The sequence below is a fragment of the Desulfovibrio sp. genome, from assembly GCF_009712225.1.
Taxonomy (GTDB): Bacteria; Desulfobacterota; Desulfovibrionia; order Desulfovibrionales; family Desulfovibrionaceae; genus Desulfovibrio.
Window position 1 is genome coordinate 46,952 of record NZ_WASP01000005.1, and the last position, 14,880, is coordinate 61,831.

The following is a 14,880-nucleotide window of genomic DNA, read 5'->3' on the forward strand; positions in this document are numbered from 1 at the left end:
GAATTTTATCCGGGGCTTGCCTTTTCAGCTCCATGGGCTAAAGCTATTAGCATTGCGGGCGTTAAGCATTGAAGAAGACCAGACAGTATATCTGGTGATTACCGCGTTTTCAGGACGGTCGGCTTTCAGGATGCTGACCGAACTACACGGATAGTATTGAGAGAACAGGCGGCAGTATGTACTTACTTATAGGACTGGTCATTGTTGCGGCTTCAGTCGGCACGGGCTACACCATGGCCCACGGCGACTGGGGCGTTCTTTTTCAGCCCGCCGAGTTCATCATCATTCTGGGTTGCGGTCTTGGCGCGTTCTTTGGTTCGCAGACCAAGTACACCTTCAGTCTGGTTGTCAAAAGCCTCAAGCATCTGTTTGCCGACCCGGGTTCCAGCAAAAACCATTACCTTGAAACCCTTGCCCTGCTGTACGCACTTTTTTCCAAGATGCACCGCGAGGGCGTGATCAGTATTGAAAGCGACGTTGAAAAGCCCGAATCCAGCCCTATTTTCAGCAAATATCCCAACATTTCCAAAGACACCGTGCTGGTGAACTTTGTGGGTGACACGCTGCGTGTGTATCTGACCACCGGCGACCCAGCTGATATCGACAGTCTCATGGACGTGGACATCGAAACCATGAAGGAAGAAGGTATTTTGCCCGCCCACGCCGTATCGCACATGGCTGAATCACTGCCGGGCATGGGTATTGTGGCCTGCGTGCTGGGCGTGGTTTTGGCCATGGGTAAGATTAACGAACCTCCGGAAGTGCTGGGGCACTACATCGCGGCAGCACTTGTAGGCACGTTTTTTGGTATTCTTGCCTGTTATGGCCTCTTTGGCCCCATGGGTGCCAAGCTTGAAAACTACGTGGCCGAAGAACATTTTTATTTCAACGCCATCAAGGAAGCAGTGGCTGCGGCCATTCGCGGTTCTACCCCTCTGATCGCGGTTGAATACGGTCGCAGAGCCATTCCCTATCCCTTTCGGCCCACGTTTGCCGAAATGGAAGAACGCCTCAAGAGCGGCTAGCCCGCATGCGCGGGGTGGGATGTCCTGCGGCGCGGGGACATGGCAGAGATTTTGCCTTGCTACCAAAGCTTGGTACGATTCAGCAGGTTAGTGGCAAGGGCAACCGACAGACATCTGACCCTGTCGTAAAGCGCACGTCCCTGCGCATAAAAAACTACAGAAAGGAGGAAGCCTATGGGCGGCGGCGCATGGAAAGTCGCGTATGCCGACTTTGTTACGGCCATGATGGCCTTCTTTCTTCTGCTGTGGATCCTCAGCATGGTTCCGCCGGAAACCAAGGCTGGCCTTGCCGCATATTTTAGTGGCGAACGCAATTTCGACTCCAGCTCCACATCACCCATCTCCAACAATCCGTTTATTCAAAATACGGATAAAATTGACGCGCGCGACCTCAAGATCAACGAAGTTGAAAAGTCGCATTATGCCATTGCCCAAAAAATCAAACAGATGCTCATGGCCGATGCCGTGCCGCAGAACTCCTCGGGCATCAGCGCCGACGACGTGGGCGTGCAGCTGCGCGTCAATTCAGATGTCATGTTCAAGCCCGGCAGCATCGAGCTGCAACCGGAAGGCACCAAGGTGCTTGAAGCCGTGCTGAAGCTCATGAACGAATACAACCTGTACCTTGTGGTGCGGGGGCATGCCGATTCAACTGAAGCCAAGCCTCCCTATGCTTCAGCCTGGGAACTTTCTGGCGGGCGCGCTGCAGCTATGGTGCACTACCTTGCCAGCCACGGCATCAAGCCCACGCGCATGCGCGCCGTAAGCTATGGCGACACGCGCCCCCTCAAGCCCGGCATTGACGAGCAGAGCCGCGCCCTGAACAGGCGGGTCGAATTTTTCTTCCACCGGCCAGAGGTCATGTCGTACAGCGTTGTGTACTAGACAACCCAGCCAACCAGCCAGTTTCAACAGAGAGGCCCCCGTGGAATCCACAGGGGCCTCTTTTCATATACGGCGCAGGATTGCCCCGATGATAGGAGCTGGCGCTATATTTTGCGCACCTCGGTGTACCATGAGGCGGCCTCTTCAAGCAGCTTGCCGGTACGCGCGGCCAGAGCCTGCGGGTCTTTAAGGTAACCGTCGAGCAACAGACTGGCGTCAAAGAGGTGGGTGGTCATGTCGGCAAGAATCCTGTCTTCCGCATCAGCCTTGAAGATGCGCAGCATGCTGCGCAGCAGCGGGTGGTCGCGGTTGACCTCCAGCACCTTCACAGGGATGGAGTCGTCTTTCTGCATGACCTTGAGCAGCTTTTCCATGGACGAAGACATGCCGCCGTCGGGCGAGACCAGCACGGCGGGGCTGTCGGCCAGACGGTGCGAAACGCGCACGTCCGTAACCTTTTCGCCCAGAATGGCCTTCATTTTTTCCATGAGGGCGTCAAAGCTCGCACTGTCGTCTTCTGAAAGCGGCGCGGCGGCCTCGTTCTTGGGCTGTTCCTTGTCGGCAAAGTCGTTCAGGGCGTCGTCCGCCGCTGTTTCCACCGACTTGAATTCCCATTCCTTGTATTTGGCAAGGCTGTCCATCACAAACTCGTCCACCGGCTCGTAGAGCCACAGCACTTCAATACCCTTACGGCGGAAGCGCTCCATATGGGGATTGAGACGGGCCGCCTCACGGTTCGGCGCTGCCACATACCAGATGGTCTTTTGTCCTTCGGGCGCGCGGGCCATGTATTCGTCGAGGCTCGTAAGCGCGTCAGCGTCAGCAAGAGTGGACGAATTGAAACGCAACAGGGCGCAGATGCGCTCGCGGTTTGCATAATCGTGGTAGCCCAGCTTAAAAACCTTGCCGTGCAGCTTCCAGAAGCGGCTGTATTTTTCCGCATCGTCCCTGGCCAACTTTTCAAGGTGCCCAAGGGCCTGCTTGACCAGCACCTGGCTGATCTTGCGCAGCACCACGTTTTCCTGCAGCGTCTCGCGCGAGATGTTGAGGGGCAGGTCTTCCGTATCCACCACGCCCTTCATGAAGGCCAGATATTCCGGCACAAGTTCCTTGTTGCGGTGCTGTATCAGCACGCGGCGGGCGTAGAGATCAAGACCCCAGTATTCGCGGTCGGCGCCAAAAAAGTCCTGAGCCGAATCGGGCGTGAACAGCAGGGCGTTGAACTGCACGGGCGCGTCCACAGAAAGATGCAGCGTGTCCAGCGGTTCCTTGGCGTCGTAGGTCAGAGCCTTGTAGAAGGAATCGTACTGCTCCTTGGTGACCGAAAACTTGGGTTCGCGCCAGAGGGCAGGCTGGGTGTTGACCCGCTCGCCATCCACCAGAACGGGAAACGGCACAAAAGCCGAATGCTTGCGGATAATGGATTCAACGCGGAATTTTTCCGCAAATTCGGTGGCGTCGTCCTTGAGCCAGGCCTTGATGACCGTGCCGCGCTGCGGGGCGTCGCCCGTGGCGGGCTCAACGGTAAACGTGCCAAGACCGTCGCTTATCCACACGCTGGCCTCGGCGTTGTCGCCAAAGGCTGGGCGCGAGGTGACCTCTACCTTGCTGGCCACCATGAAAACGGAATAGAAGCCCACTCCAAAACGGCCAATAATGTTGGCCGCGTCGGCGGGTTTGGCTTCTGCGCCCTCTTCGTCAGATGCGGCTTCGGCGGCAGGGTCTGTGCCCTTGGCGGCGTTTTCAGCGGCCACATCTGCCAAAAACTGTTCGGAACCAGACCGGGCGATGGTGCCCAGATTTTCGGCCAGTTCTTCTGCTGTCATGCCCACGCCGGTATCGGCAATGGTCAGCACCTTGGCGTCCTTGTCCAGGCTGATGCTGATTTCAAGCGGAAGATCAGCCACACTTGGGTTCTCGCCCTTGCTCATGCGGTAACGCAATTTGTCCAGCGCGTCCGATGCATTGGAAACAAGTTCCCGCAAAAAAATTTCGCGATTGGTATACAGTGAATTGGTGAGGATATGCAGGACCTTGCGCACCTCAGCGCGGAATTGGCGGGAATTCTTACCAGCCTCTGCCATGACAAACCTCCTGAAAAACGATATGGTTGAAAATAATATCCCCTGTCGAATTTTCAAGGGGAACCACACAAAAAAACATCTGTTTTTTGAAGTGGGCTTTACCGCAACGCAGCGGGGAGACTGGCTGCGGCGGTAAAGTATTGGCCCGATAACATGAAATAGATTTTCAATTAAAAGGGGGATAATTAATAATACCCGCGCCGCTAAAGGGCTGTCGGGCAAAATGATATTCGTAACTACTTGCTATTCGATGGGAAAAAAGCTATTTCGCCTGAAGGATATTCAAGGAGGGCCTACATGGACGTTGTAATGCTTTCGCGTTTGCAATTCGCTGTGGCCGTTTTTTTCCATTTTATATTCGTGCCGCTCACTCTCGGGCTTTCCGTCATTCTTGCCTGGATGGAAACCCGATATGTTCGCACCGGCGACGAATTCTGGAAAAAACAAGCCAAATTCTGGGGAAAACTTTTTCTCATCAACTTTACCCTGGGCGTGGTGACAGGTATCACCCTGGAATTCCAGTTTGGTACCAACTGGTCGCGCTACTCTGAGTATGTGGGTGATATTTTTGGTTCATTGCTGGCTATTGAAGCCACGGTGGCCTTTTTTCTGGAATCCACGTTTCTTGCGGTCTGGCACTTTGGCTGGAAGCGGGTTGGCAAAAAAATGCACCTCGCCTCCATTTACATTGTGGCCTTTGCGGGCAACCTTTCTGCACTGTGGATCATCCTTGCCAACGGCTTCATGCAGCATCCTGTAGGCTACACCATCAATGAAGCCATGGGCCGCGCCGAGCTTGCCAACTTCTGGCAGGTGGTAACCAACGGTTACGCCTGGGGCATGTATGCCCATACCGTGCTTGCCTCGTGGGCAGTTGGCGGTTTTTTTGTGCTGGGCGTTTCGGCCTGGCATTTGCTGCGCAAAAGCAACGTGGAATTTTTCCGTGCATCGTTCAAGATGTCTGCGGTATTTACTCTGGTTCTTGTGCTGCTGCTGGGCCTTTCGGGCGACCAGCAGGGCAAGACCGTGGCCCAGTTGCAGCCCGCCAAGCTGGCCGCGCTGGAATCGCACTGGGAAACCGGGCGCAATGTGCCCTTTTATCTGCTGGCATGGCCCGATGAAGCCAACGAGGGCAACAAGGTGCAAGCCATTGGTATTCCCGGCCTGCTGAGCTGGATTGCCTACGGCAGCACCGATGCCGAAGTTAAGGGCCTCAAAGACTTTGCCAAGGAAGACCGGCCCCCGGTTGTGCCCACCTTCCTGAGCTTCCGTGGCATGATAGCCATGGCGGGCATTTTTGTGCTGCTGGCGGTTGGCGCATTTTTGCAGCGCAAAAAGGACGAACCCTGCCCGCTGCTGCTCAAGGCACTGGTATGGAACATTCCCCTGCCCTACATTGCCATTATGCTGGGTTGGGCTGTGGCAGAAATTGGTCGCCAGCCCTGGATTGTTTACGGTCTCATGCGCACTTCTGATGCGGTTTCGCCAGTGCCAGCAGAAAATGTCGCCATATCGCTGGGCGGTTTTATTGTGGTGTATTCACTGCTGGGCCTGCTGGACATTTACTTGCTGCGTAAATACGCCATCAAGGGCCCCGACGCCCAGGAGGTATAGCCATGTTGGAAACCATCTGGTTTGTGCTGTGGGCGTTGTTGTGGGCCGTGTACTTTATTCTGGACGGTTTTGACCTGGGCCTTGGCGCGTTGCTGCCCTTTTTGGGCAAAAACGAGTCCGAGCGTCGCATCATGTACAATGCCGCCGGGCCTTTCTGGGACGGCAACGAAGTGTGGCTTATCTCTGCCGGCGGCGTGACCTTTGCGGCCTTTCCCAAGGCCTATGCGGTCATGTTCAGCGCGCTGTATGCCCCGCTTTTGCTGCTGCTTTTTGCACTGATCTTCCGGGCCGTTTCATTCGAGTTTCGCAACAAGGTGGAACACGATAGCTGGCGCGCCCTGTGGGACTGTGTACACTTTCTTTCCAACCTCGTGCCCTGCGTGCTTTTGGGTGTGGCCTTTGCCAACCTGTTCATGGGTATTCCCGTTGACGCCAAGGGTGTGTACCACGGCAACCTGCTTGGCCTGCTGAGCATTTACGGCCTTGCGGGCGGCGTGTTCTTTTTGTGCATGTTTACGCTGCACGGTTCGCTGTGGCTGGCTATCAAAAGCACGGGCAGCCTGCAAACCCGCGCCGTAGCCTCTGCCACCTTTTTGTGGCCCCTCATGCTGGTGCTGCTGGTGGTGTTTCTGGTGCTTACAGCCCTGTACACCAAGCTTTATGCCAACTATCTTGCCATGCCTGTACTCTTTGTGCTGCCCTTGCTGGCCCTGGGCGGCCTTGTGGGTGCGCGGGTTATGCTGGCTGCGGGCAAGCTGTGGCTGGCATGGGCGTGCAGTGCCGTGTTTATCCTCGGCGTTACCTTCTTTGGCGTGGCGGGCATGTTCCCCGGCATGATCATTTCTTCCATTGATCCTGCCGCTACAGTCACCGCCTTTAACGGAGCCTCAAGCCAGCTCACTCTCAAGATAATGCTGGGCGTTGCCCTGGTGATGGTTCCCATTGTACTTGCCTACCAGTTCTGGCTGTACAAAACCTTCTCTGCCCCGGTAACCGACGAAGACCTCAAGGACGAGCATGCCTACTAACATGCTCTGCTGATTGATCGACAAAAAGTCCCGCGCTACTAGCGCGGGACTTTTTTATTGCCCGTCCAAATCCTGGTCCTATGCCCTGCAATCAGCGAGCTCCGTCAGATGAACAGCCAGATTGCCACGCGTACGCACCCAGCAGATGCCCTGTGGGGGATTGGCATTTCTGCCCCCGTCAGGCAACACATGGCAGTTGCCACAGCTCAAGGACATCGCGCAAAAAAACCGCACCGGTGGGCAATCTGGTGCCCAGCCGGTGCGGTCATAGTGTCTGCTAGTGTTTGCAGCGCGGTCAGTCGGTGGATTCAACCTCGCGTACGCAGTACCCCTGATGCCGCAGAGGCGTAAAATAATTCGTGCCCCAAGTTACGGCCAATACAAAAACTGCCGCAAAAAGACCAATAGCCGGGCTCCACAAGGGGCTGGCAGAGAGCGCCAGACGCATGAGCAACGTGCCTATGACAAACCCCGAATTACGGAATACGGCGTGGAATGCAGGCATGTACCGCTGGGCAATCAGCACCATGGAAATATCTGCAAAAATCAGCACCGTATAGAGCGTTTCAAAAAACTTGAGGTCTTCACCGGTTTTTACAAAGTGCGTGAAATCCCTGAAGCCGATGAACAAAAATATGACAAACAAGGCCAGAGCCAGCATTTTTTTGCTCATGACATAGCGCATGCGCAGGTCAGGCGTTGCGATAAAATGCAGGTGCTGACGGGCAATACGCTTGTACAGCCCAAGGCACATGTATACCGCCAATGCGCCAGCACCTGAAACCGCAATGCTGATGACTGGCAAAAGATCGTTGACCACGCTCACGGGTTCCGGCAGGTGGGCCAGCTCCTTAAAGGCGTTACGCAGCAGAATGAGCGTCAGGATTTCAAACTGTTTGCCCATGGACTGCGAAAGTGAACTGGGTATCGCCAGAATGAGGCTCATGACCTCAAGCCCAAGTATGAGCGTGAAGGCCAGATGAATGGCATAAAAATGGCTATGCGGCGTAATATTTGCCAGCCACGGCGGCAGAACCCCCAAGCGCTTGAGCTCTACCCCAACAAGAGCCAGCAGATATACCCAGAGGATGCACAGGGCCACGCGGCGCTGGGTGGCGGCACGTTCCCACGCAGAGTGCAGCCAGTCAAAAACATCCGTAATGGGCTGTAGTTTTCCAATAAACATGCGGGTTACTCCCTAAGTAATTGTCGGCGGCTGCCGCAGCAGTTCCGTCTGGCAGAAGAATATCCACAGCTTGCCAAATGTCAAAGACTACTAATCCTAATATGGTGATTGCCTAACCGCTCCGCGGGCCCAGGGCCAAGCCCTGCGCACTTGCCAAGTATCAATATAGAACGTAGAGAAAAGGCTTCCCCCGCGTTACAGATTATCGGCGTACCCGGTGATACTGAAGGTTGCGGGCCGCAAGCGGCCTGACAATAGCGGGCTGCCCCCACCTGCCATGCCGCCCGACCCCGCAAGCTGACGGGCCTCGGTACGGCATGTTTGGCTATTGGGCGGCTGCCCGCATGGCAGGTCACTGCCGCAACACCACGCGGGAAACAGGGCTGAGGGTTGTGCATACCCCGCCCTGCCTCCACTGATTTGACCGGCGGTAACGCCGCAAGAGCTTCATGAGGTAGAACGTCATGCCCCATAAGGGTCCGCATATCTCCATTTCTCCCGACTATGTGGTGAACAGAATTCTGCGTATCAACATTGATGACTTTGCAGAATGGCCGGAATCTGTCCGTAATCTGGCCATCGCCATAGCCGAAGAACTTTTTCTGGTGGCCTACAACCCCTTTATCAATGCGGAAACTGTCCGCACCAGCGTGCGCGAGAGCTTTGACAAGGAATCCGTGTCGCTGGCGCACTACTACGCCACGGCCATCAGCGAAGGCCTCACCATGTTCTGGTCGGCCCACGAGGCTGAAACTGCCTTTCGCTCCAAGCTGGTGGACGCGCTGCACAACGTTCTGCCCGAAGAATGTATTCTGACCAATCCGGCGGCCATGGTCGAATCAGCCACCGATGCCACCGACCTGCGTATGGAACTGCCCCTGCTGGTGGTGGAACCCGACAATACCGAACAGGTTGCCGAGCTGGTCAAACTCGCCAACGACATGAAGTTTGCGCTCATTCCCCGTGGCGGCGGCTCCGGCATGACCGGCGGCGCTGTGCCCGCACGCAAGCGCACGGTTATTGTCAGCCTTACCCGCCTTACGCGCATCGGGCCCGTTGATCTTGAAGCCATGACAGTTACCTGTCAGGCCGGTGCCATCACCCAGGCCGTCATCAACGCCGTGGACGCCAAGGGTGCGCTTTTTTCCGTTGACCCGGCATCCAAGCAGGCCTCTACCATCGGCGGCAACGTGTCAGAAAACGCTGGCGGCCCCAGCGCTTTTGAATACGGCACCACCCTCGATAATCTGCTGTGGTGGCGAATGGTTACGCCCACAGGTGAGATTATCACCGTTGAGCGAGAAAACCACCCCCGCCACAAGATACTGCCCGACGAAACCGCTGTCTTTGTGGTCAAGGACGTGAGCGGCGGCGTGCGCAACGTGGTGCACCTGCGGGGCGACGAAATTCGCCTGCCCGGCCTTGGCAAGGACGTGACCAACAAGGTTCTGGGCGGCCTGCCGGGCATGCAGAAAGAAGGCGTGGACGGCATTATCACCGAAGCCTGCTTTATCGTGCACCCCAAACCCAAGCACAGCCGCGTCATGGTGCTTGAATTCTTTGGCCGCTCCATGCACCCCGCCGCCGTGGTAGTGCGCGAGCTGGTTGCCCTGCGCAACCGCATCCGCCAGGAGGGCGACTACGCCCACCTTTCGGCCATGGAAGAATTCAACGCCAAGTACGTGCAGGCCATCGAATACAAGCGCAAGTCTGAAAAATACGAAGGCTCGCCTATTTCGGTCATTATCCTGCAGGTGGACGGCGACGATCCCTACCTGCTCGACAAGTGCGTGGGCGACATTGTGAGCGTTGTCGAGCAGCAGGACAATGTGGATATTATCGTTGCCGCCGACGAAAAGGAAGGCGAACGCTTCTGGGAAGACCGCCACAGACTCTCGGCCATCGCCAAGCGCACCTCTGGTTTTAAAATGAACGAGGACGTGGTCATTCCCATGGATCGCATCCCCGATTTTGCGCTGTTCCTCGAGCAGATCAATCTTGAATGCACGGCGGCGGCCTACCGCCACGCCCTGCAGGAAGTGGGACGCCTGCCGGGTTTTCCCATGGAAGACAAGGACTTCAACCGCGAATTTTCGCAAGCCTCCAAGGCTGCCTCTGGCGATGTTGCCGCCACTGAAGTTTCAGACATGGAACTGGCCGCCCGCGCGGAGGACTTTCTTGCCAAACTCAAGGAAAAATATCCCCACCTTGCCAAAAAGATCGACAAGATCAGGGAATACATGGATGCCAGCCGCATTGTTGTGGCCAGCCACATGCACGCTGGCGACGGCAACTGCCATGTGAACATCCCCGTCAACTCCAACGACGCCCTCATGCTGGAAGAAGCGGAAGAAACCGCTGCCCGCATCATGGCAGAATGTCAGGAGATGGGCGGCGAGGTTTCGGGCGAGCACGGCATCGGCATCACCAAGATTGCCTTTTTCGGCAAAGACAAGATGGACGCGCTGCGCGCCTTCAAAGAGCGCGTTGATCCCCGCGACGTCATGAACCCGGCCAAGCTGGTGTTCCGCGAACTGCCGGTGCGCCCCTTCACCTTTTCGTTCAACAGGCTCATCCGCGATATCCGCGAGAGCGGCCTGCCCGACAAGGAAAAGCTCATCAGCCTGCTTACCTCCATTCAGGTGTGCACCCGCTGCGGCAAGTGCAAACAGGTCTGCTCCATGTGCTACCCCGAGCGCTCCATGCAGTACCACCCCCGCAACAAAAACATGGTGCTGGGCATGCTGCTTGAGGCTGTGTACTACAGTCAGGTCAACAAGGGCCGCATTGACGAAAGCCTGCACAAGGCCCTGCGCGACATTGTGGAGCACTGTACGGCCTGTGGGCGCTGCATGGCCAACTGCCCGGTCAAGATTCCTTCTGGCGAGGTGGCGCTTACCCTGCGCGCCCTGCTGGAACACGAAGGCGCGGGTGGTCACCCCATCAAGGGGCATGCCCTTGAATGGCTTTCGCGCGACATCCAGCACCGTGTGCCCAAGGCCGCCAAAATGGCATCTCTGGGCCAGAAGATGCAAAACAAGTTTCTTGGTTTTGTGCCTGAAATGTGGAAGCGGCGCATAAAGAGCCCGCTGTTCTCCGGGCGTGGCCCCAAGATGGGCTATACCAACCTGTACGAAGCCCTCAAGCTGCACAGGGGTTCCATCTTTGCGCCTGCCGAGCCCACGCCCGGCATGCCCTGCGTGCTCTACTTCCCCGGTTGCGGCGGTGCGCTGTTCTATGACCGCATCGGTGTTTCGTCTGTCATGCTGCTGCTCAAGGCGGGCTTTGCCGTTGCCGTACCGCCCAGGCACCTGTGCTGCGGCTTCCCCCTGCTGGCGGCTGGCATGGATACGGCCTTTGAAGACAACATGGCCCAGAACCGCCAGTATCTGGCCTCCATGCTGCGCAATCTCGCCAAGCAGGGCTTTGACTGCAAGCACATGGTCACTGCCTGCGGCTCGTGCCGTGATGGCCTTGAACGCCTGCACATGGAAACGCAGTTCCCGCAGCTTACCCTGCGCGATGTGGGCCAGCTTACCCTGCCCCTGCTCGACAAGGATGCCCTCAAGGCTCCTCTGGCGGAGGGATCGCAGGTTGTGTACCACGGCGCCTGCCACTGTGAATGGGCCGACGTGCACAAGATCAAGGGCCAGAAGCAGATCATCAAGGCGCTGGGCGACTTCAGCGGAGCAAAAATCTCCCTCAACCCCGGTTGCTGCGGCGAATCAGGCATGGGCGCCATGACCTCGCCCGACATCTACAACCTGCTGCGTTCGCGCAAGCAGCAGCGCCTTGGCGAAGCCTTTGAACAGGCCAACGACGCGCCGGTTATCGTGGGTTGCCCCTCGTGCAAGATCGGCATCGGGCGCTGCCTTATCAACATGCACGACAAGCGCCCCGTGATGCATGTGGTGGAATGGCTGGCCGGACAGGTTGACGGCGAAGACCGCCGCCAGAGCTTCCGCAGAAAGGCCAACGACGTGCGCGGCGAAATCCGCGTTGTAGACGTAAAGTAAGCTTACGGTTTAACACTGCCCCGCCCAACGCTCGTCCAAGAGCACACCGGGGCCGCAGCCTGCCCACTTCTGGCAGGCAACCAGCATACCGACATAACGCGCGGGGGGCTCCCAAGGGGGTCTCCCGCGCAAACACAAGGTCTGTCAGCACATGGCGCAGCCTGCCAACACTGCCGCGTCACAAGGCGACGCTTCTCCGGCCTTTTCTTCCTCCGACCGTCCTGTTTTGCCCGCTCCCGGCTGGGTGTGGTGGGTGCTGCTGCTGGCCCTGCTGCTGCCCTTTGCCTACGCCTTTGGCTTTCTGTTTCCACGTGGAGACGACTTTGATGAAGTCACACGGGCCATGTTCCCCTTTGACCTGCCCGGCGGCCTGTACGAAATAGTGCGCGAATGGCTCACTTGGAGCGGGCGCTACACCTATCATTTTCTGGCTGTTTTTCTTGGCAAGGCCGGTGAACTGCGCCTGCTTTACGGCCTCGTGTGTGCCGGGGTGGCAGCCCTGTACGGCTTCGCCTTTTACGGTCTTGCGCGCGTCGTGCAGGTGGGGCGCGGTGCGGCGGCGTTTTGCGGTGCATTGACAGTGCTTGTGGTACTTGCCGGCCATCTGAGCCTGCCCAATCTCTACCTGCTGACCGATGCCCTGACCATGGGCCTTTTGCAGGCCATGACCCTGGTATTTTTGTGGGCGCTCTGCCGCCTGTGGCATGCTCCCGCAGCGCAGGCCCCCAGGGCGCGCAAGCTGGCAATCATTGCAGGCGTGCTGACCGTAGGCGTATTTGAGCATTCTGCGCTGGCGGCATTGACGATCTGCACGGTGGCCGTGATTCTGGCCCTTGTGGACAGATTTCCGGCGCGCGAAACAGAGCCCGACGCCTCGCAAAATGCCCGCACCCGGCTGCGGCACATGGGCATTTTGTGGGTGTGGATTCTGGGCGCGGTGCTTGTGTCGTTCCTGGCGTTGGGCAATCAGGTGCGCCGGGCCACGCGTCATATTGATGCAGAGGTGCAGATGCGGCAGCTGGCCGCCGCATTTGACGAATGGTGGCAGGTAGCTTTCTGGTTTTTTGACAGCTTGTGGCCATGGGCTGTGCTGCTGCTTGTGCTCTTGCTGCGCGGCCTGCGCGGTCAAACCCCGCTGCTGACTCGCGCCAAAACTGCCCGCACCGGCCTGCTGCTGGCATGCATGGCCATTGCCGCCTATCTTGGGCTCTCTGCCCTGCTCACCGTACTGCACGCCCTGAGCGACGTGACCATCAGCTCTACGGGCAAACTGCCCGCGGGACTGGCTGTTTTTGCGGCCTATGCCTTTGGCTTTGCCTTGTGGGGTATGCTGGATGCCTGCCCCATGGCAGAGCGCACCCTGGCCCGCCTGCCCGGGCAGGCCACGATGATTTTGCTGCTCGTGCCCCTGTTTGTCATGCTTGCCAGCAGCGCCAACTGGCGCAGCACGGCGGCAAATGCCGCCAATGGCAGCATTGTGCAGCTTGGGCTGCAATTGCAGGAACGTTACGACACTCTGCGCACCATCGGGCAGAGCGCACAACCGCAGGATGCTCCACCGCGCTTTGGCCTGCTGGGCGAGATATACCGCCCCGGAGCGCGCAAAAGGACCGTTGATGCCAGCCTGCCCCAGCCAGTGGTACAGCGCAGCATCCCGGATACGGTCTTTCCCGTGCAAACAGGCGAAGCCCTGCCCGCGCAGCCGGAAACCTGGCCCAACCTGTGGGTAGCCTGGATGTTTGGCCTGGGCAGCGTACACAGCGCACAGCCCCATGCGGGTGCGGCTGTTGCAGCCCTGCTGGCCCCCGTAGAAGCTTCTGCCCAAAGGCCCTTGCGGCTGGTAACGCCAGAGACACTGCGCGCTGTGGGAATTGACGGCGCATGGCTTGTGCGCGCCAGCGGTGTGCCCGCCAAGGCCCCACCGGCCAGCGCAGCAACCTTCAGCAACCTTTGGCTGGTGTTACACGGGCAGGACATGGCACAAATCAAGCGCATTGCGGTTCTACGGATCAACAGGCAAGACTGGCGCAGGCTCATGCCCGTGTTTCTGCAAAAGCAGGCCGCCGATCTTGCGCTGACCTTGCCGCAGCTGGATCTGAACCGCAAGGCACCGCGCCAGCAGGCCGATGTCTATGGCCGAACCCTTGCCGCCCTGGCAGGCGAGATGCTGCACTTTGAGGCTGCCCCGTGGATGCAGGGAGAATACGTAGCCGTACCGGTAAGCCAGGCCGTCAGTGCCCCACTGGGACTTTTTGTGGGGATAAACGATGGGGCAATGGCCAGGCTTGACCTGTCAAATCCCTGACCGTTATGGCCGGGGGCAGCCTCGCGGCCTTATGCGTAATGCGCCCACGGGACAGCCTGCAACACCGTGGTCACACTGCGAAAAAAGGCCTGCGCGTCGGCTGCAGAAGGTTGGGCTGGCAGCGGGTAGCGCTCGCTGTACCACGACAGGGTGAGCCGCAACGCAGCCTGCAAACATTCCTGCCCCGGTTGCAGCACATGCAAGGGTCGCGTCTGGGTGGGGTCTTCGCCCCGCGCGCAAGGCGTCTCGAACACGATGAACCGCCTGCACGCCATGGGGCGCACAGGATACGCTGCGCATCGGCCTTCATGCAGAAATGGGCAAGCTGCCCCAAGAGTTGCCGCATCGCCCAGGAACTGTGCAAAGCCCGCAGCCAGGGCTTGCCGCACGGCTGATGCCGGTGCAAGTTCCTGCTGCACAAACATGCGCAGGCCCAGAATTTCCAGCGGTGTCACCGGTATGGGCTGTATGCAGCACTGGTAGCAGTTTGGCCCGCAGGCAGGGGCCTGGCTCCTGTGGGCAATGGCCTGTGCCACGCCGCAATCCACAACCGCAAAGGCGTCAAGCAACAGATCCAGGCCTGGCAGCGCCCGCTCCAGACGACGGTTATGATACCTGTGAGCCTTTGTGTCTGCAGCCACGTCGCCAGCCATCACTCTGCCCCTTCGGGGCGTCTGCTTGCACCTGTTCTCACCCTGACAATTCAGCGGCCCCGCAGCAAAATGCCTTTTGGCATT

Annotated in this window: 9 protein-coding genes; 6 read left to right on the forward strand and 3 right to left on the reverse strand. The window is 58.1% G+C overall.

Annotated elements, in window-relative coordinates; all coding sequences use genetic code 11:
• Positions 1-176 precede the first annotated feature (176 nt).
• Both motA and F8N36_RS04080 read left to right on the forward strand, forming a co-directional pair.
• Positions 177-1,025: a flagellar motor stator protein MotA gene (motA, locus tag F8N36_RS04075; RefSeq protein WP_291331523.1), complete on the forward strand. Its 849-nt coding sequence runs from the start codon at positions 177-179 to the stop codon at positions 1,023-1,025.
• Between the two features lie 174 nt (positions 1,026-1,199).
• A complete protein-coding gene (locus F8N36_RS04080) occupies positions 1,200-1,910 on the forward strand; it encodes a flagellar motor protein MotB (RefSeq protein WP_291331524.1) in 711 nt (236 codons plus the stop codon).
• 104 nt (positions 1,911-2,014) lie between these two features.
• Here F8N36_RS04080 and htpG read toward each other — a convergent pair whose 3' ends face one another.
• Positions 2,015-3,994, reverse strand: a complete 1,980-nt coding sequence (gene htpG, locus F8N36_RS04085; protein WP_291331525.1) for a molecular chaperone HtpG — start codon at positions 3,992-3,994, stop codon at positions 2,015-2,017.
• A gap of 297 nt (positions 3,995-4,291) precedes the next feature.
• Here htpG and F8N36_RS04090 point away from each other — a divergent pair, with 297 nt between their 5' ends.
• The gene (locus F8N36_RS04090; RefSeq protein WP_291331526.1) at positions 4,292-5,608 is read left to right on the forward strand and encodes a cytochrome ubiquinol oxidase subunit I; all 1,317 of its coding nucleotides are present in this window, start codon (positions 4,292-4,294) and stop codon (positions 5,606-5,608) included.
• Between the two features lie 2 nt (positions 5,609-5,610).
• Positions 5,611-6,636 carry a cytochrome d ubiquinol oxidase subunit II gene (gene cydB / locus F8N36_RS04095; RefSeq protein WP_291331527.1) on the forward strand — a complete coding sequence of 342 codons (1,026 nt, stop codon included), beginning with the start codon at positions 5,611-5,613 and terminating at the stop codon, positions 6,634-6,636.
• A gap of 295 nt (positions 6,637-6,931) precedes the next feature.
• Here cydB and F8N36_RS04100 read toward each other — a convergent pair whose 3' ends face one another.
• Positions 6,932-7,822 (reverse strand): hypothetical protein, encoded by an 891-nt coding sequence (locus tag F8N36_RS04100; RefSeq protein WP_291331528.1) that lies wholly within the window; start codon positions 7,820-7,822, stop codon positions 6,932-6,934.
• Positions 7,823-8,286: 464 nt separating this feature from the next.
• On the opposite strand from F8N36_RS04100, the gene F8N36_RS04105 reads away from it, so the two are divergent.
• Positions 8,287-11,838 (forward strand): FAD-binding and (Fe-S)-binding domain-containing protein, encoded by a 3,552-nt coding sequence (locus F8N36_RS04105; protein WP_291331529.1) that lies wholly within the window; start codon positions 8,287-8,289, stop codon positions 11,836-11,838.
• 151 nt (positions 11,839-11,989) lie between these two features.
• Positions 11,990-14,143 (forward strand): hypothetical protein, encoded by a 2,154-nt coding sequence (locus F8N36_RS04110; RefSeq protein WP_291331530.1) that lies wholly within the window; start codon positions 11,990-11,992, stop codon positions 14,141-14,143.
• Positions 14,144-14,172: 29 nt separating this feature from the next.
• Here the strand turns inward: F8N36_RS04110 and F8N36_RS04115 are convergent, their stop codons facing one another.
• On the reverse strand, positions 14,173-14,796 hold the full coding sequence (locus F8N36_RS04115) for a YkgJ family cysteine cluster protein (RefSeq protein WP_291331531.1): 624 nt from the start codon (positions 14,794-14,796) through the stop codon (positions 14,173-14,175).
• Positions 14,797-14,880: the final 84 nt, after the last annotated feature.